Consider the following 20,430-nt stretch of genomic DNA (forward strand, 5'->3'; position numbering starts at 1 on the left):
TATTAAAAATTTGCACTGATGTTAAAAGATAAAGACCGGGTGTTGGGCGTCCTCAAATAATCGACACCATAGGTACCGGCGCCACCCGAATTACCCGTGTAATTAACGATGGGGTCGGAACCGGAATAGTTAGTCCATAAAAATAAATTACGCCCACTTACCGATAGCTTTAAGTGGCTTATCCCAATTTGTTTTGAGAGATGGCTTATATCGTAGGCCAGAGTAAGATTTGCCAGCCTCACCAGGGAGCCGTCCTCGATAAAGTTGGTGCCCACGGGCGCATAATAATTAGAATAATACAACTGATCGAAAACTACGGGTTTGGTGTTGGGCACATAGCTACCATCGGGCTGTTCCACAACGCCTTTTACCACAATTTGCCGGTTCCGGTAATCCTCGAGTGTTTTGGCCATACCGCTGCTCAGCAGGCTCGACTTGGTACCATTGACCACATCGCCCCCCTTACGCATGCTTATTAGTGCAGAAAGCGACCAATTGGCGTACTGCCAGGTATTTTCGAACCCGATGGTAAAATCGGCTTCCCGATTGGCAATCAACAAAGAACTACTGCTATTAATTAATGGGATACCGTCTTGGCCCACGATCACCTGGCCGGCGTCGTTACGCAAATAATCTTTGCCTGAAACTCCGAAGATGGGCCCATGCTCGTAGGAGGCCGGGCGGATGGTACCCACCTGCCCCGCATAATGATATATTTCCTTTACGTCGCCGGGCAAATCACCCACCGTTCCGTCATTGTGCGCAAAGTTAGTAGTGCTGTACCACGAGAACCTTCCGCTGCTAAGTATTTTCTGGTTCCAGGTTATCTCCACCCCTTTATTGGATATATCGCCCTCGTTACGCGTTTGCAAAATATTGCCGGTTGTGGGGCTCACCCTTACGGTAACAATCTGTCCGTCTACAAAAGTGGAATAATAGGCAAAGTCTAAACGTGTTTTATCGTTGAACAACCTAAAGTCGGCACCTACCTCCCAGGATGTTGTAAACTCCGGGTCGAGGAAAGGGTTCCCACTGCTGACCGGATCCACACCATAACCCTCGTCGGGGTGCTGCGGCCATGCCTTAAAGTAGTTATGTTGCTTGTAAGGGTTGGTATCCTTGCCCACCTTGGCCCAGTTGGCTCTGATTTTACCAAAACTGATGAGATTAGAATTGATATTCAGCAACTCGGTGAAAATAAAACCACCGCTGTAGGAGGGATAAAAATAGGAATTCTTGTCCTCAGCAAGGGTAGAAGACACATCGTTACGGCCGGTAACCCCTACGTGGGCAATACCCCTGTAATCCAGTTTTAACTCCCCGAAAATACCATATATGTCCTTTCGGCTTCTGTTAAGGTAGATATCTTCTTGCAGGATGGTGCTTAGGTTGCTAAAACTCTCCAAGCCCGGTGTTTTAAAATGGTATCCTTTGAAACCGGTAGACCGACCTTGCGATCTTTTAAAATCGACACCCGCCAACAAGTCAAAAGTAAAATCCTCATTTACAACATACTTATATTGAGCTAGTCCGCCAAAGTTGAGTACAGTGCCCTTACCATCGGATTGTGACATAGAGCCCAGGTGGGGTAAGTCCTCGGCTGTAGGCTGATCCCGTCCCTCGGGTAATCCCCATCGCGGGGTAGTGGTATACAGCCCTTCCGAGTTGGTTAAATCATAGCCTATACGACCCGTCAAATCCAAGTTTTTAATGGGGCTCCACTTTATGGTACCCTGAAGGAGTGTTCTGTAAGATTCACTTTTACCGGAATCCTCATACCTCGACCAGAACGGATTAAGCGGGGAGTCGTACCTGTTGTTGGGGTTTACGTACAACCACCTTATGGATCCATCCGCATTTTTATAATTCAACATATCGTTGTCGATGGGCCAACTATATATGCTACCCATGGAACCGGCACCTCTGGATTCTCTGTTACTGATGTTCGCCATCAAGCCCAGCGATAGATTTTTGCGTATGTCATAGTCCGATTTGAGCAGCACGGTAAAACGTTTTAGGTAATCCTCGGGCACAATACCGGTATGGTCGCTGTAGGATGCCGATGCGTAGGTGGTAAATTTTTCGCTTCCTCCCGATACAGACAGATCGTATTTTTGATAGATACCGTTTTCGAGATAGTTCTCCACATTATCAAAGGTGGTTGTTCCGGCCGGTTTCATGGGCCCCCAACCGCCTTTGGATTCGTGGCGATATACCCCAAGCCCTCCTCGCAGGTATGTGCTTTGCAATTCGGGCACCCTTGTGGCTCTGTCTATTTGCACGGTACTGTTCAGGGAAACTTTTACCGCCCCGGCCTTACCCGATTTGGTGGTTATCATAATAGCGCCGTTGGCAGCCTCCGATCCGTAAAGTGCCGCTGCAGCTGCTCCTTTAAGTATCGTTACATTTTCGATATCATTGGGATTTATTTCGGCCGCTTTAGAGGCGCCACCGGAAACATGCATACCGTTGAGTATAAATATGGGTTCATTGCCCATCCCCGGATCGATGGAGGAAACCCCCCGGATAACAATTTGGGAGTTGGCACTTGGCGATCCACCCGCTCCGGAAATTTCAACACCGGCCACCCGCCCCTGGAGGGCATCCACAAAATTGGACTGCTTGTCACGGGTTAATTCCTCCGCGTTAACCGCCTGTACCGCAAAATTCAGATTTTTCTTTTCGGCCACAACCCCCATAGCTGTAACCACCACTTCGTCCAGTCCTAAAGTTTCAGCACTAAGTACAATGTCAATACGTTCTCTGCCGGCTACCTGCACTTCCTGTGTTTGAAATCCTATAAACGAAAAAACCAAGGTAGCTGCGGATGACACTTCCAAAGCATACTCGCCGTCGAAATTAGTTATAGCGCCGTTGGTGGTACCTTTTTCGAGGATGTTAACCCCCGGTACCGCCATACCGGATAGATCTATCACTTTACCTTTAACCAAAATGGTAGTGACCTGATGAGATTGTTCAAGCATTACATTGCCAAGCGGGCCTTTAGGTTCTCTCTTATCATTTGCCCACCCACTTTGCGGAAGCACTAACAAAGCGAAGCTGAACAGCAAAAAAAACCCGGCCATTTTTTGTAACCGATAATTGAGCATAATTTTAAATTTTTGTTCCATCTCATTATTATTGTTAACCATTTATCGCTATATACTTTCATTTAAAACATGTATGACATGTTAACACGAATCAAATTTATTAATTTTATTTTGTTTTTTTAACATTAAACGCTTTTTTTATTTATTTTTTTATCTTTCCTCTAATCTCCTTACACTTATTAACCTTTGGCAACACTATAACTGGCTTATTTAAGTGTAGGCATACGCTTTAAAAATACATCATACATATTCAAGCATTCATGCCATTTACATTAAAACTCACCTCAATTGGGAACGAGCAAATTGTTTGAACGATGTTTTTAGTTAGGCATGATTTGTGAATTTATTTACATCCCCGGATCTACCCCGTGTGCACAAAAAATATAAAGCCGGATGTTTATTCAGGCATAAAAAAAGCTGTCTCGTTACCAAGACAGCTTTTTTTTATTTAAAATCTAATACTCTTAATAACCATCGTTTTGCACAATCAATCCCCCCGAGTTATCCACCTCGCTTTGTGGAAGTGGGAAGAACATGTTCTTAGGCATTTCAAGAGCAGTAGCCTTAAAGATAGGCTCCCCGGAATCGGATACTGTATAGGTGCCATCGCCATTACGAGCCAGGGCAGCCTTTACTTTATAGCCATCTGTTTTCAGTTCTTTCACCAATCTGCCTGTCCGCACTAAGTCGTGGAAACGATGTCCTTCGCCGCAAAGCTCCACCCTACGTTCGTGATAAATGGCATCGAGTAAGGCCTGTCCACCGGCGGTTACCTCCGGCAATACAGAGGCATTCCCGTTACGCGCTCTTTCACGTACTTTTTCGAGGTAGATGCGTGCATTCCCTTCCTCGCCGGTATGGTAACAAGCCTCGGCATAAAGCAGATAAATATCCGAAAGACGTATGATACGCTCATTTACAGGCGAATTACGTGTATTACCCATAGCAAAATATCTTTCGCGCGACAAGTAATGTTTGTAATTACTAAACCCTGTTAAGTCCTCGTTTACCGTGGGCACGGTTCCGTCTGTATCTACCCATTGATCGGCAAACTGCAGGGAGTTAATCAAGGATGCGTCTCTACGCGGGTCGCCGTTCTCGAAGGCTAAATATAAATCATAGGTGGCCTGATATCTTCCATAAGGATCGCCGGCACCCAGCCACGGCATGTTCAGGAATGTGGTAAAGTTACCGTTATTGGTAAAAGCGCCGTCGTCCTTGGGGGAATCGTAGAATTGCACCTCGAAAATAGACTCAACTCCATTTTCTCCTTCTTCGGTAAACATATCGCGGTAATTGCCCATATATAAATCGTACTCGCCCAATGCAAACAAGGCTTCGGCGTGTGTTTTAGCTTCCTCCCATTTTGCGGTATTATAAAACTCCTGTGTAGCATAACCCGGACTGGCCTGCGACACACATACTTTAACCAGCAAAGCCAGTGCGGCTCCTTTAGTGATGCGTCCCATGTCTTTATCAGGATTATACTCCGATTTTTTGGGAAGTACTGCGGCCGCCTCTTTCAAATCCTTTTCTATTTGCTGATATATTACAGAAGCAGTGGCTCTGGTTTCATTCAATTCTTCCAGAATTAAGGCTTTTAAAACCAAGGGTACGCCACCAAAATTTTTCACCATATCGTAGTAATAATAAGCACGTAAAAATTTTGCTTCGCCCACTACTCGCTTCTGGAGGTCTTTATTCTTCACGCCTGGAATATCCACGCCTTCCACTTTTTCTAACAGCTGATTAGCCATTAATATACCCCTATAGTTGTATCTGTAATTATAGGTAAATAAAAATGCGGTGGAATTAAAAGTAAACTCCCTCATTTTAAGATCCTCTCTATCCACAGCATCGTCGGTGGTAGAATTGCCAAAAGTGGTGCGTCCCCAATTATAATGGTACTCCCACAAAGGCGAATAACAAGCATTTGCAGCCTTTAACAAATCGGAGTCGTTGGCATAAAAACTATCTTTGGTCTGCTCACCAATTTTTACGGTATCCAGAAAATCCTCACTACAAGCTCCCAAAACAAGAGCGAGCAGTGCTATTATAAATATATTCTTCATCTTTTTCATTGTTGTAAAAGGTTAAAATGTTAAGCTAGCACCAATTGAAAACACCCTTGCTTGCGGATAAGTTCCGTAATCGATACCCTGGGTTAAAGAAGGGGCATTGGAACTTGATGCGCCAATTTCCGGATCGAGACCTGAATAACCCGTAAAAGTAAGCAGGTTTTGACCGGAGAAATACACCCTTAAGCCAGACATACTGGGCAATAGGTTACGAAAAGTATAACCCAACTGAAAGTTTTTAAGTCGCAAATAAGAACCGTCCTCCACATAAAAATCCGAGGCCACCAGATTATCTTCAACGGTAGCGGCGTTCAATCCGAACATCGTGTTTGATTTGTTTTGTGCTGTCCAGTGATTTTTGTAGTCGTTAGCCAAAGCAAAGCGTTTGATATCGGCATAGTTATAATATTTAAATCCATTGAATATGTCGTTGCCCTGCACGCCCTGAAAGAACATCGTGCAATCCCAATTCTTATAATTTAAATCGATATTCAGTCCGTAAAACCAATCCGGATTTGGGTCACCAATCATTGTACGGTCGTCGCCGTTGATTACCCCGTCTGGTTCTTCCATTACGCCATCGCCGTCTTTGTCGGTCCATTGGTCTTTAAAGCGGAAGTCACCCGCCCCAATCGGTTCTGATTTTTGTGCACTTGCCGCCACCTCTGCAGCGGACTGAAACACGCCTTCCACCTGGTATCCATAAAACGAACCGATGGGCAATCCCTCTGCTGTACGGGTAACACTACCCACCAGACTAACGCTCCCATCTATAATGGGTACACCACCACCCAGCGAAGTCACCTCATTATCGACGTGCGAAGCGTTTAGATTTACCCTAAACTTGAGATCGTTGCCTATGGTGCCACGATAACCCAAATCCAATTCAATACCCTTATTTTCCACAGTTCCTGCATTCACAAAAGGGCTACCGTCATACCCGGCATACTCCGGAAGTGGCACCTCAACAAGCATGTCCTTGGTTTCCTTGGAAAAATAATCGACCGACAAGCTCACTTTATCGTTAAGGAAAGCCAGATCGAGACCTATATTTGTCGATTGTACGGTTTCCCACTGTATGTTAGGATTGGCCATTTTTACCGGTGCACCACCGGCATACTCGGCATCGCTAAACACATAACTGTATTCTAAGCGGCTATCACTACTCTGGATGGTAGAAGCAAAGGAGTAAGGATCTATTTTAGCATTACCTACTCTCCCCCATCCTGCTCTCACTTTTATACGGTTCACCACATTTTTCGGAATAAAATCCATAAAACTTTCGTTCCTCAACCTCCAACCTGCCGAAGCAGAGGGGAAATTACCGAAGCGTTTGTTGGGGCCAAAAACCGAAGATCCATCCCTACGAACCGATGCTGTTAGAAAATACTTACCCGCATAATCGTAATTTACCCTGGCCAAATAAGAATACATTCTGGTATCTACACCCGAATTCCAGGCATCGGTGCTCTCTTTGTCGAGCGATGCCGAAATATATTGAAGTTCTTCGCTATCATTGGGAATGTTGTTTCGGGACGCGCCTATATATTCCGACAGATTTTTTTCGGCTGTAAAACCGGCCAACACACTAAAATTGTGGTTATCGTTAATGTCAAAAATATAATTAACGGTATTTTCGCTTAGATAACCATTGAACTCCCGGCTGGTTTTTGAAATGCTGTTGGTACTGTTTAAATCGGCACCATAATCATAAGTAGGCAAGTATGTTTTTTCTTTTGATCTGCCTAAGTTTAAACTGAGCGAGGTTTTTATAAATAGATTGTTTATTGGTTCAATCTGTAAGTACGAATTGGCCAAAACACGCAAATATTCATTTTCTCTAACATCTCTATTTAGCTGTCCTACAGGGTTACGCAAATCAGAATACGGTGTGGATGCAAACTCTCCCGACTCCTGATATACCGGTGTTATGGGATCAACACGCTGGGCCAACGTTAAAATACCACTGATAGCGTTGCCTGTTACCTGATCGGTACTTGTATTGGATATCGAAACATTAAACCCCGCCTTCCACATTTCACCCATGCTGTAATTGTTGTTTAAGCGGGCATTGAACCTCTCATATGCTGAATTAAGAATGATACCTTCGTTTTTAAAGTACCCCACACTAACCATGGTATTTGCTTGCTCATCGCCCCTGGAAAAACTCACATTGGCTTTATGCACCTTACCCACGCGTGTTACTTCATCGAACCAGTCGGTGGTTCTGTTTACATCATCCGACGGGGGCAATAATTCCAAAGGTTTATAAGCCGATGATCCTGTAAATGCCGCTGCATTGGTTTGCGCTTTGTTGTATGTTTCGAGCCAATCTTTTGAGTTCATCAAATCCGGTTCTGTCCAGGCTTGCTGCAAGCCACTCATTAGCTCAATATGCACAGCGACATCTTCTGTAGCACCTTTTTTTGTTTGGATCAGAATAACACCGTTGGCTCCACGCGAGCCGTATATGGCCGTGGCGGATGCATCTTTTAGCACCTCCATACTACCGATGTCGCTGGGGTTGATATGGGATATATCGTCAAGCAATATACCATCTACCACATACAAAGGAGATGAATTATTCACTGTACCGGTACCTCTAACCCTCACGGAAAGTCCCGCACCGGGTGCACCCGATGTTTGGGTTACCATTACTCCGGAAGCACGTCCCTGCAGCATGGTAGCCGCACTGGACACGGGCTGGTTCTGAAGCACCTCAGCATCTACGGTAGCCACTGCACCAGTAATATCGCTCTTTTTTTGCACACCATAACCAACGGCTATTACCTCATCCAAGCCAACAAAATCGGCTTGCAGCATTACGTTGATGGTTGTTCTGCCATTGACAGCTACTTCCTGGCTTTTCATTCCGATAAAACGGAAAATAAGTACATCGTTGGGCGAGGTGTTGATTGTATATTTACCGTTCACATCGGTAATGGTTCCTATGGTGGCATCACTTTTTAATACAACGCTTACGCCGGGTAAAGGTAGATTATCCTGATCCTTTACCACTCCTGTTACCGTATTGGTTTGGGCCTGACCCAAAAGGGGAAACCAACACAGTACGAATAAAATTAATAGATTCTTTTTCATTGACTTTAGTTTTAATTAATTAGTAATTGATTTTTATTTTAATCACAAAAAGCCTTGACCTTTTAAATCCAACATCTTGTTCAAAAAAAACCAAGAACTTTGAAAACCTCATTAAACATTCATCTTTCATAGTAAATTTAATTTGTATTTAGTTTATTTCTATTTCATTTCTCACCGTGGCCTTGTCCACTAAAAATAAAATCGATTGGTAATTCAGTCCGCTGTGAAGTGACAGGCCAATTTCGCAAGTGCGACTGGTGCTGTATCCAGCCACTGCACGCGCGGGCACTTCGTCTTTTAAATATTTGAGGGCACTGGTATTTAGTGCCGGCAGATTAAAGCCTTTGTCGCCGGCCCATCCGCAACAGCCCGTTTTTTCAGGATTGATTACTTCGGTAGCACAAAGTTGTGCCAGCTGCACCAACTTGTCGTTGAGACCCATTTTAGTGGAGCTGCACGTAGAATGCACCATCACCGTTTCGTTTTGCTGCGTAAATGCCAATTTATCCTTTAAATAATCTAAGGTAAAAGCAATCGGTTCGTAAAGTTTCAATTTCTTATCCATCCGCTCTTTCATTCTGTATAAACAGGGACTCATGTCACAGAGCACGGGAATATCGCCCTTCTGTGAGGCAGTAAGAAGTGCCTTTTCGAGCTCATGCAACTTATTTTCACCCTCCCGCTTAAAGCCTTTGCTATCGAAGGCCATACCGCAGCATAGCTTATTTATATTATCGGGATAGATGATTTGATACCCTGCTTTTTGCAAGAGCTGTTGGGTAAGCTGAGATAGGGCTGCCTCCTCTCTATTACTGCTATCATTTCCGAACATGCGATTGATGCAGGACGGAAAGTACAGCACTTTATCAGGAGATTCAAGATTGCTACCGGTATTCACCTGTGGTGCTCCTATAGGCATATTCCGATTCCAAAGTGGTATGCTTCTGCCTGATATTTTATGTAAGGCCATACCGCCGGCTTGCATCACAGGGGTGGGCAATAAACGATGCAAAACATGCACTCCATTCAAGACATGGCGTGCTATGTTAGTAAGTTGCGCAAAGTGATTGGCCATAAAACCGGCCATACGCCTGGCGAATTTAGTTTTTTGTTTAAAGCGCAGCTCTTTAATCATTTTACCTGTATCAATTCCTACCGGGCAGTTGAGTGCACATAGCCCGTCGGTGGCGCAGCTCTCATCGCCTTTATAACGATAGGCTTTGTGCAATTCCTTCAACTGTCGCGAATCAATGGCCTGGTTATTCGTCATGGCACGAAACACGGCAATGCGTTGGCGCGGTGTCAGTGTTAAATTTTGCGAGGGACAGCTACTTTCACAAAAACCACACTCAATACAAGTATCGATGATGGGATGTGCCAGGGGCAAAGGTTTGATATTTTTTACGTAAACCTCAGGATCGTCGTTAATGAGTACGCCGGGGTTCAATATATTTTTTGGATCGAAGGCTGCCTTCACTTTCTTCATCAGCTCATAAATCTCGCTTCCCCACTCATATTCTACAAAAGGTGCCATATTGCGCCCGGTACCATGTTCCCCTTTTAAGCTACCGTTAAACCTATCTACCACCAGATATACCAGCTTGTTCATAAACGCTTTGTAGTTTTGCAGCTGCCCTTGTTTCTCAAAGTCGGGCATAAGCAAAAAGTGGATATTGCCATCGAGCAAATGGCCCCAGGTTACCGAATCTTTGTATCCGTGCTCCTCCATGAGTTGCTGTATGGCAGGCAAAGCCTCTTCCAGGCGGTCGCCGGGAAAGGTTACATCTTCGATGATACAAGTAGTTCCGTTGGGCCGTGTTGCAGCGGCCGAAGTAAAAAGCCCTTTGCGCACTTTCCAATAGGTATTGTAATCCCTGGCATTATCGGTAAAAGAGATTGGGAATAAAGTATGTATATCTACCAGTTTTTCTATAATTTCTTGCTTTTGCAGTAGCAGTTGCGCCTTACTTTCTGCTGATGTTTCCACCAATAAAGCTGTTGCACCCTGAGGTAAATCCTTTAATAGTGCAGGAAGTCCCTCTACCTCTTCCACGGCTCTAAGCGCGTTGCGATCCATCAATTCGGCAGCACTCACCTTGCATTGCCGTAAGGGAATAATTGTTTTGGCAGCCTCTTTAATATCGGGCAAAAACAAGAGGACGCATGTTTTTTCGGAATTATCTTTAATGGTATTAAAGCTTAGCTCTGATATAAAACCAAGCGTTCCTTCGGAACCCACCATTAAATGAGCAATAATATCCACCGAATCGTCAAAGTCTAAAAAGGAATTCATACCATAACCTGTGGTATTTTTTATGAGGTATTTGTGCTTAATTTTTTCTAACAATTGGGGTGAGCGTACTATCTGCTGCTTTATTTCTGCTATTTCCCGAAGCAGATGTGCATGGCTAGTTTTAAATTCGCGTTTACTCTCATCACAAGCGGTATCCAGCACCGTACCATCGACCATAACGATACGCATAGACTGGATGGTATTGTAACTGTTGGTAACAATTCCATAACTGGCACCGCTGGCATTATTGGCTACAATACCGCCAATTTTAGCCGCATTGATGGATGCCGGACTGGGACCGATTTTATATCCGTATTTGGCCAGTTGCAAGTTGGCAAAGCCTCCCCTTACACCGGGTTGCAAAACTATTTTTGCCCCCTCTTTCTCAATCTTATATTTGTTAAAGTCGGGACCTATCTCTATTAAAACAGCATCGCTTATGGTTTGTCCGCTCAAACTGGTTCCGGCGGCCTTAAAGGTCACCGGGATATTCATGGAGTGCGTGAGCTCAAGTATCTTTATGATTTCCTCTTCGCTGTTGGCCACTACTACCAGTTGCGGTATGAGTCGATAAAAACCTGCATCGGTGCCCTTTGCCAGTCTATCGATATATTGATCGTAGATTTGTTTCGGTGGCAGTACGTCTTGCAGTTTTATTTTTAATTTTTTTATCATTATTAGATACTCATCTTTTATTTAAAACCCTTACAAAGAAACCTTTCTACTCCTCTTACATAAAGCTTTAGCACATACAGCAGCTACAATTTTATTACGCCAATACCGGGTTTATTATTTAATGTAATTTTGCCTTTCACCACTTTAAGCCCCTGGTACACATCGTTAGATATAAGCAGGTTTCCATCCAGGTCGGCCCAATCTACTAAGGGAGAAAGCTGTGCGGCTGCCGATATGGGGCAGGAGGTTGCTGTCATGCATCCTATCATCACTTTCATATCCAAGGCTCTGGCAATAGTTATCATTTTACGGGCTGCCCGGAGTCCGCCACATTTCATCAGTTTAATGTTGATACCTGAGTAAACACCTTTTAAGGGCAGCACGTCGGCGACGGTTTGCAGCGCCTCATCGGCAATAGTGGGCAGCGGGCTATTTTGAGTAAGCCATGCCATATCGTCTCTTCCTTCTTTAGACTTCGGCATGGGCTGTTCCACAAACAGCACCCCTTTTTCTTTGAGCCAATAGATCAAATCCAAGGCTTCGTGTTTATCTTTCCATCCCTGATTCACATCCACGCATAAAGGCACATCGCTAACCGAGCGAATAGTTTCAATCATTGCCTTATCATTGCCTTTGCCCAGCTTCACTTTTAAAATATTATAAGCTGATGCCTCCTTAACTTTCTTCCTCACCACCTCCCGATGGTCTATACCAATAGTAAAACTTGTATTGGGTGTTTTTTCAGGGTTTAAGCCCCATAGTTTATGCAGTGGTTCATTAAGCAGCTTCCCCAACAAGTCGTGCAGCGCAATATCTACCGATGCTTTGGCCGCATAGTTGCCGGGTTTTATATTTTCAATATAGTCCAATATATCTTCAAGCAAAAAAGGACTACTGAACTGACTAAGGTTTACCTGCTCCAAAAATTTGGCCGCCGTTAGGTGCGACTCGCCCAGGTAAGGGGGCATGGCTGCCTCGCCATATCCGATTACGCCGTCATATTCCACCTGAACCAACATCACGGGTGTAGTGCTTCGGGAACTTGAAGCGATGGTAAAAACATGTTTCATTTGAATATCGTAAGCGGTATAGGACAGTTTCATGGTTTCATCAGCAGTTTTTACAGCACGCTTATCAATATTATCGCATGCTTTTATAGTAGATCCAATCAGGGTTACACCAGCCATTAAACCGGTATTTTTAATAAATTGTCGTCTGTTGGTCATTTCTGTCTTTATTAAGCCTTCTCCCAACGCTGTTCGACATGGCATTGCCAAAGCATCAGGAATATTACACTATCTTAATTCTATTTACTTCCTCTTGCTACCCCATCCAAAAATATTGGGTTATCCTTCACCCTGGCGTTACATTTATGGTATTGTGAGAGTCGCACTCCCGGCACCATCTGTATTTACATACCAGGAATGGCTACCCACGGGTATTAATCCATCCTGCACAGCTTGCCCCACATATCTACGCGCATACAGCCATGTATCTGCACGATACGTACTAAAATTAGGACGGACCGAGTCGAGGCTATTTACCATCACCCGCGCAGAAGCATGGATAAATTCGGTATCGCCGATGTACATCCCCACATGCGTTACTTTTTTTGATTTGGCGTTGCCAAAAAACAAGAGGTCACCTGCATGGAGTTTGGCAAGGTCTGTATTTACATTTAATCCATACTTAACTTGCTGCGATGCGTCGCGAGCTAATATATATCCGTTCAAAAAATAAATATTTTTCATCAAACCGCTACAATCAAGCCCTTTAGAAGAAGTACCACCCCACAGGTAAGGTAAGCCAAAAAACGTAAAGGCTGTCTCTACCAATTTATCTTTTTTCAACCGGGTTTGATTCGTCCATTGGTCGAAATGCCGGAAACTGTTTCTTGCTAGGTAACCCCACCTACCGTCGGGGAGGGCTACTTTTGAAAATTCACTGCTATCGCTTACTATCTGCACAATACTTCCGGCCACCAGATCTGAAACTCTCTTACCATCAAACGCTAACATCCAGGCATCTCTTTTCAGCACAGCACGTTGGGTAATTTTCCATTTGGCAAACTCCAGATCGCTTAAAAAATGCAGAGAAGATGCGTTAGTCCAGGCTATGTACCTGTCGGGGCACTGGATGAGCACCCAAGCCCCTTGCTCCTTAAGTACTTTAACCGGGGTGCCCATGATAATTTGGGACACCAGTTGTGCCGCGTGATAAGGTTTATCGCGAAGGTTGGCCACACTCACCGTAACCAAAGCCCAAAGTTGCTGCACCCGATTTACATCAGGCAGAACAGTTAAACTGTCGATAAGAGCGATGTTATTTTTTTGCAGAGAAGATATAAGCTCCGTTTTGGCATCCGGCACCGTGGTTTCACCGCTTACAATAAGGACGCCTTTGTCGTTTTTGCTAAGATTAACATCAAAAAGGCTTACCCTATTGTCTGCAATATATTTACTCTTTACCCTTTCTACTTCAATTGTGCTTTTGTTAACATGGCTTGCACACCCCATAAACAAAAGGATTAAAGCGGAAATAAAATAATATTTGATAATCTGTATCGCCATCGTATGTTGTATTACATCTTACAGATGTCAAATGTAAAAAATGTCTTAACAAATACAAACAAATTTTAAGGAATTGTGAAGAAATGGATGTAAATAGCAGGAGCCTCCGCAAGGATAATCTTATAGTCCCTACAAAAGGAAAAGCCTTGCCTGTTATAAACAGGGAATAGCCCTTGCTTATCGCAAGCCTTTCACCCTTCGCCCATCCAATTGCCAGAGTGCTCAATAAGCCTTTTCACATTCCCTTATTCGGCATAGAGTAATGAAGTGGGCTTCTTTTAGTTCAACACCTGCATGCTGTAATTCCACTGGTCAAAATACAAGTTACCGCCGGCCCATTCCACTTCGCCCCGTTGAAAGTCCCAGGGCTCGCTGCGTAGATATTTTTTGGCCGGTTCCAAAGCTGCCCCTATCCCATCGTTTATTATCAAACGATAAGCATCCATTCCCGAAATATAAAAATCCTTAAGTTGAGTGTTATCGGTGTTTTGCAAGCCGAATGAATTATCCAAGGGCACCCAGCCCACGCCCTGATAATACACTTCGCACCAGTCGTGCAGGTTAATATTGCGGGGATGCATCATCCATCCGCTTTGCCACTTCACCGGCACCCCCTGATACCTTGCCATTGCCATAAATAAAAGGGTCTGCATACCACAGTCCCCTTTTTTATGGTCCAGGACGTATTGGGGAATGCAAGGTATTGTCCCGTATTCGAGCGCACCGGCCCAGGGTATGTTATCGTCTATCCAATAATAGAGTTTACGGACTTTCTCATGGGGTATTTTGGTGTTTCCCACAATACTATCGGATAATTTCTTTATCCTGTTGCTGAATACAATATGCGGATATTGTTCAGCGGTATACTTTTTATATAACTCCGAGTTTTCGTCATAAGCCTTAAGCTTATCGTTGCTTAATTGAAAATACTGCGCCAGCGTTGTAAATTTGAATCGAACCCTAAAAACAGTTTCCCTATCCTTTTGCGCTCTCGCGGACATATAAATGGTGCGGTGGGTATTTGCAGACTTAGATACATGATAATTTTTCTCCGAAGCCCACACGAATTGAACCTGCGTTTGCCTTGCATGGGATTCCTTAGGAAAAGGTAGCCAGCATCTTATTTCTTCACCGTTCGGTACGGCATTGGTATTAACACGAAGGGAAAATTCAACACTAAAAGTTTGCGGAAGTACCGGCTGCCCATTTAATTTAGTTGCCTTCATTACCCGCCGGGTATGTTCGAGGCAAAAGCTTGCCAGCGAATCGGTAATCAAGCCCCCCCTGTTTAACAATAGTTTTAAATTGGAAACCGCCCGCTTAAAATACCTTTTTTCTCCATCGATATATCTATATTCCAAAAGACGGTCTTCTTCCCATTTTTTCTTTTCGGTAGCATCCACACTGCCCCATTGTTTGTGCAACAGCTTATCCACAGCAGCCTCGTCGAGGGTAAAATCCAATTCTATTCTATGGGCTATTTGTTCCAGCGAGTCGGCTTTAAACCATATTTTACCGTGGATTACATTTTTTTCTTTTATCCAAGCCGTCCATTCCCGTAACTTCGTAAAATCCCCTGCCTCGAGCCAAATGTCGGCCTGCTTCCAATTTATTTTACCATTTTGATATTTATTAACAAAAAAAATAAATCCAACTATACTTAATACAACAACAGATTTAAAAAATGCAGCTTGAAAAAACATAGTAGGTATCTTTATTTGGAATTGATTAGATATTGGGTTTATATTTGTACTACATCTTACAAATGTAAAAATTATAGTTTTATTTCAATCTATTATTCTTTTTTATTATTTATATACGTATATGAAAAAAATCGCACTTATTTGTCTTTCATTATTATTGATTGCAACAACCAATGCCCAAAGCGTTAAAACAGGAATCGAAGCACTGCGAAACAATAGCTTTGACATACTGAAAGGGCGTAATGTGGGCCTGATCACCAATCCTACCGGCGTTGATCACAACTTAATCTCTACGGTGGATATTTTGTATAACGCCCCAGAAGTTCAGCTCAAGGCACTTTATGGTCCGGAACACGGGGTACGCGGAGATTATGCGGCGGGCGACCTGGTGGAGTTTTTTACCGACCCCAAAACCGGCTTACCCGTGTACAGCCTCTATGGCAAAAATAAAAAGCCAAACCCCGAGATGCTCAAAGGTATTGATGTGCTGGTTTATGACATTCAGGACATCGGCTCACGCTCTTACACGTATATCAGTACCTTGGGATTGGCCATGGAGGCAGCAGCCGAAAACAATATTAAGATGGTGATACTGGACAGACCCAATCCCCTGGGCGGTTTAAAAATGGAAGGTGTTGTCACCGAACCCGGGTTTATATCTTTTGTGAGCCAGTTTGAGATACCTTATGTACATGGTTTAACCGTAGGCGAACTGGCTCTATTCCTGAATAACGAGGGGCATCTCAACAATAAAGTAAAGTGCGATTTAACAGTGATACAGATGGAGGGATGGAAACGCGCTATGAACTTTGTGGATACTAATTTACCCTGGGTTCCTTCCTCACCCCACATCCCTCATGCCAACTCATCGTTCTTTTATCCTGTTTCGGGTATATTGGGTGAGCTTTACGTGTACAGCATTGGTGTTGGCTACACCCTGCCCTTTCAGTTATTTGCAGCCGAACATTTTGATGCCGACAGTCTGGCCAACAACCTGAACAACTTACATTTGCCTGGTGTCATTTTTCGGCCCGTTCATTTTAAACCATATTATAGCGTATCAAAGGGCACCATGGTACATGGGGTGCAGGTACATTTTACCGATTACGGAAAAGCCCCCTTATCACTCTTACAATTTTATGTGTTACAGGAGGCGCATAAACTATGGCCGGCGCACAATGTATTTGAATTGTGCGACCCATCGCGGTTGCTGATGTTTGATAAAGTGTGCGGAAGCGATAAAGTAAGGAAAAACTTTACCAAAAGATGGCTGGTAAGCGATATAGAGCAGATGTGGTATAAAGATATCGATGCGTTTAAAAAAACAGCCGAAAAATATTTTTTGTATAAGTAAAAGAGTGAACTCCGGGTGCAACTTCAGGTAGCACCCGGAATAAGTGTTGGTATCAGACCGCCTCAACCAACTCACACTTTAATAAATATCTTCTTTTTATAAAGTATCCAACCTAAAAACCAGAAAAATACGATATGAGTAAGGGCATAAAACAGGGAGCCATTCATATTACCGGCCAGGGGTACAAAAATATTATTGTAAAGGGCGTGGGATGCCGGTACAGATTCCCCTGTTTCTGTTGTTACTTTAATCACACGGCCTAGAATCCTGGCCCATAAACCTGAGAAGGCATATATAAACAGCGGGTTCATGCCGAAGACCACGAAAAAGGAAGTCCATTTTTTATAGCCTCGCACATCAATCACCCATACCAGTAAACCAAGGAATACAGTTGCCAGTCCACCTGTATAGAGCACATAGGAGCCAGTCCATATGGGTTTATTGATGGGCAGGATAAAACCCCAGAGCCAACCGGCCAGAGCCAAGGTTCCACCAACCAACAACAAGCGTATGGGCAACTGTTTTTTAGTAGATGCCTTTATCATATGCCCCACAGCATAACCTACTATCACGGTAACCACCGCCGACAAGGTACTGAACAGTCCTTCGGGGTCGAAGGGTATACCAAAGCCTCCATACAGATGTGCTTCGCCCAAGATAAAGGTATCGAAGGGGATGGTAGCATTTTGCGCTAAACTGTACGGGCTGTCACCACCCAGGAAATAAAGCAAAGCCCAATGAAGCAGAAGCAAGCCACCGGAAACCATGATCAAAGGTTTAAATCTCAGCGACAGCACCAATATAGCCCCAATGCCATAGGCAAGGGCAATACGCTGAAGCACCCCCATGATACGTAGCGTGGGCAGCTCCATTTGCCATTGCGGAAAAGAATTCAGAAATAAGCCGATGGCAAATATCAACGCAGTCCGTTTGCCCACTTTGAGCAAAGATGTTTTATTTAACGTATTCCCGTATTTTTGGAAGGAAAAGAACACCGAAACCCCTACTACAAAGAGGAAAAAGGGAAATACCAAATCGGTAGGAGTACAGCCGTGCCATTGAGCATGCCGCAATGGCGGATACACATACGACCAGCTACCGGGTGTATTTACCATTATCATTCCGGCTACTGTAATGCCCCGCAGCACATCGAGGGCTAGATAGCGCTCAGTTTTTTTCATTTGTTTAAAATTAATGTTAATATGTGAGTATCAAGTATAAAGTATAAAGATGTGAGTATCAAGTATCAGGAGGTTACCTAAACACCTCGCTTTGCTGCCTTGTTCTATCCGGACTTCTAATAACCCCAACAGGTCTGCGAGCCTACAATGTTTAATGGCCATTATTTCTATCTTATTTCTGTTTCTCATTACGCTACACTCTGCACGCTATGCTATTTGCCATTCGCTTTACGCCCATCATGCGAGTACGCCCTTGCCCTGCAACTACTCTTGCCTAAAAAATACGCTTACCGACTCCTGATTGGTTTTGCTCACCCCTGTTACCATGTAATAATATTTATCGGGATGGGTAAACCGGTTTATTTCGCCAATAATACTATTTTGTCCCGTCACCCGTACAATGTTTTCTGCATTTTCGATACTGGCCGGTTTTCCTTTTCTGAATTTATACAGCACAAAATACTTGTTGTTTTTACCAGCTTCCCATTGCAAATGTATTTTACCCTTCTCCACGTTCATCCTAGCATTGGTGGGTGCTTCTGCTACAACCTGCTCAATACGCAAATTTACAGGAGGTAAAGCCTCGTACTTGTACACTTTTTTGGTCATTCTCTCCTTCAACTTCAAAGGATTATGCCTCATGGATTTGGCACTAAAATACATGCTGCCTCCAATATTAGGAATGGTTCTGTTGAGTTTAATTTGTTTTTCTATTTGCTTTGGCGATCGCCAGGCTCTTACTTTTGATTTTTTATTCAGCTTGTAAAATGCCTGACCGGTATAAACCAGGCAACCGTAGGCATTCTTACTCCACCAATCGGCTATGATGGCATAATCAGCCACTTCCATGCCAATGTGCCAATAAATCTGAGGGGTCACATAATCAATCCAGCCTTCTTTTTGCCATTTTAATATATCGGCATACAAATCGTCGTAATTGGTTTGCCCGGCTCTTGTTGCCGAACCACTGGGATCGATATGTTGATTACGCCAAACACCGAAAGGTGATATTCCAAACTCTACATGAGGATTAATGGATTTAATGGTATCGTTTAGCTGTTTTATAATCAGGTTTACATTGTCTCTGCGCCAGTCCTCTTTTTTATCGGGTGTAAAACCTCTGGGATGCATCTCAAAAGCAGCCTGGTCGGGAAACTCTTTATTGGCAATACGATAAGGATAAAAATAATCGTCGAAGTGAATCGCGTCTACATCATATCGCCGGACAATATCAGCTACCACTTTTGCCACATGATTTCGCGTTTCGGGTAGTCCCGGGTTAAAATAAGCTGTTTTCCCATACTTTACAAACCACTCCGGATGCTGCCTGATGGGATGATTTTCGGAAACGGAACTCCGCAGGGTATCGGCCACGGCACGATAAGGGTTGAGCCACACATGGAGATCCAGACCACGCTTTTTGCATTGCTCTGCCGTAAATTGAAGCGGATCGTAAAGCGGATCGGGCGCTGTGCCCTGCACCCCGGTGAGCCATTGCGACCAAGGCTCTAAGGAGGAATAATATAAGGCATCCGTAGCGGGACGTATCTGAAAGATAACAGTATTCATTCTGTATTCTTTGGCCAGATCGAGCAATTCTTCCATCTCCTGCTTTTGCAAATCAACAGTTAGACCCGCTTTTGAAGGCCAGTCGATATTGGCCACTGATGCGATCCAAACCGCCCGCATCTCCCTTTTAGGATAGTCTTTGCCGAAGATATTGATTCCGAAAAACAAGCAGATACTCAGGATGATGTGTATTTTATTTTTCATTATTTGAAGATATGGATTACAGATTACAAGATTATGTATTAAGTATTGGAAATAAAAATTTAACCACTAAATCACTAAGTTTACCGCTGCGGCAAAAGCCTCCGTCATTTAGCGGAGGCGGCTCTGCTGGGAAGGGGTACGGCCGAATTATTAGAGTAATCAATCACTTGAAACATTTTTACTTATTTAGTCCTCTCCACCCTCCTAAAGCCGGAGTGGCTGCTACTTTCTTGTCTTGAAACAAGAAAGTAAGCAAAGTAATTGAAGGCTGCCCGAAAAATATCATCTGTCTCTTTACGCTACCTAAGTGCGGCCGGGTGATCTCCGAACGTGTTCGGAGCTTCCCGGTCTTACTAAGGCAGCGCCTTGAGCCCAATAATATTTATCAGGAGGCCAGTCCCGTCCACATCAAACAACTCTATATTCAAAAAAACAACAAAAAACTGCAATTAATTATCGTTAACATAGCCTCCCGAGGAGGAGCTCGGGACAGGTAGTGCCGAGCTTTCGTTAGTTGTCACCTAAGCACCTAAGAACACAGTGAAACACTAGTTATTTCAATATTTTTCAATCGCATTTCTAAATATTCATTAG

At 43.8% G+C, this 20,430-nt stretch carries 10 protein-coding genes; 1 reads left to right on the forward strand and 9 read right to left on the reverse strand.

Annotated features, from left to right (window positions below; translation table 11 throughout):
- Nucleotides 1–2 precede the first annotated feature (2 nt).
- The 7 genes from FN809_RS03265 to FN809_RS03295 form a co-directional block, all read right to left on the reverse strand.
- Nucleotides 3–3,131, reverse strand: a complete 3,129-nt coding sequence (locus FN809_RS03265) for a SusC/RagA family TonB-linked outer membrane protein (RefSeq protein WP_185957418.1) — start codon at nucleotides 3,129–3,131, stop codon at nucleotides 3–5.
- A gap of 443 nt (nucleotides 3,132–3,574) precedes the next feature.
- Nucleotides 3,575–5,182: a RagB/SusD family nutrient uptake outer membrane protein gene (locus FN809_RS03270; RefSeq protein ID WP_185957419.1), complete on the reverse strand. Its 1,608-nt coding sequence runs from the start codon at nucleotides 5,180–5,182 to the stop codon at nucleotides 3,575–3,577.
- 21 nt (nucleotides 5,183–5,203) lie between these two features.
- Nucleotides 5,204–8,287: a SusC/RagA family TonB-linked outer membrane protein gene (locus tag FN809_RS03275; RefSeq protein WP_142532027.1), complete on the reverse strand. Its 3,084-nt coding sequence runs from the start codon at nucleotides 8,285–8,287 to the stop codon at nucleotides 5,204–5,206.
- Between the two features lie 148 nt (nucleotides 8,288–8,435).
- On the reverse strand, nucleotides 8,436–11,255 hold the full coding sequence (locus FN809_RS03280) for an FAD-binding and (Fe-S)-binding domain-containing protein (protein ID WP_221929342.1): 2,820 nt from the start codon (nucleotides 11,253–11,255) through the stop codon (nucleotides 8,436–8,438).
- Between the two features lie 83 nt (nucleotides 11,256–11,338).
- Nucleotides 11,339–12,481 (reverse strand): dipeptide epimerase, encoded by a 1,143-nt coding sequence (locus FN809_RS03285; protein ID WP_142532028.1) that lies wholly within the window; start codon nucleotides 12,479–12,481, stop codon nucleotides 11,339–11,341.
- 144 nt (nucleotides 12,482–12,625) lie between these two features.
- Nucleotides 12,626–13,825: a C40 family peptidase gene (locus tag FN809_RS03290; protein WP_142532029.1), complete on the reverse strand. Its 1,200-nt coding sequence runs from the start codon at nucleotides 13,823–13,825 to the stop codon at nucleotides 12,626–12,628.
- Nucleotides 13,826–14,103: 278 nt separating this feature from the next.
- Entirely contained in the window at nucleotides 14,104–15,528 is a 1,425-nt protein-coding gene (locus FN809_RS03295; protein ID WP_142532030.1) for a transglutaminase-like domain-containing protein, read from the reverse strand.
- Nucleotides 15,529–15,649: 121 nt separating this feature from the next.
- Here FN809_RS03295 and FN809_RS03300 point away from each other — a divergent pair, with 121 nt between their 5' ends.
- Nucleotides 15,650–16,882, forward strand: coding sequence for an exo-beta-N-acetylmuramidase NamZ family protein (locus FN809_RS03300; protein WP_142532031.1), 1,233 nt, complete (start codon nucleotides 15,650–15,652; stop codon nucleotides 16,880–16,882).
- Nucleotides 16,883–16,953: 71 nt separating this feature from the next.
- On the opposite strand, the gene FN809_RS03305 is transcribed toward FN809_RS03300, so the two are convergent.
- Both FN809_RS03305 and FN809_RS03310 read right to left on the reverse strand, forming a co-directional pair.
- Nucleotides 16,954–18,063 (reverse strand): acyltransferase family protein, encoded by a 1,110-nt coding sequence (locus FN809_RS03305; RefSeq protein WP_142532032.1) that lies wholly within the window; start codon nucleotides 18,061–18,063, stop codon nucleotides 16,954–16,956.
- A 264-nt stretch (nucleotides 18,064–18,327) separates the two neighbouring features.
- Nucleotides 18,328–19,836, reverse strand: a complete 1,509-nt coding sequence (locus tag FN809_RS03310; protein ID WP_142532033.1) for a glycoside hydrolase family 10 protein — start codon at nucleotides 19,834–19,836, stop codon at nucleotides 18,328–18,330.
- Nucleotides 19,837–20,430: the final 594 nt, after the last annotated feature.

The sequence above is a fragment of the Saccharicrinis carchari genome (genome assembly GCF_900182605.1).
In the GTDB taxonomy this organism is placed as follows: domain Bacteria; phylum Bacteroidota; class Bacteroidia; order Bacteroidales; family Marinilabiliaceae; genus Saccharicrinis; species Saccharicrinis carchari.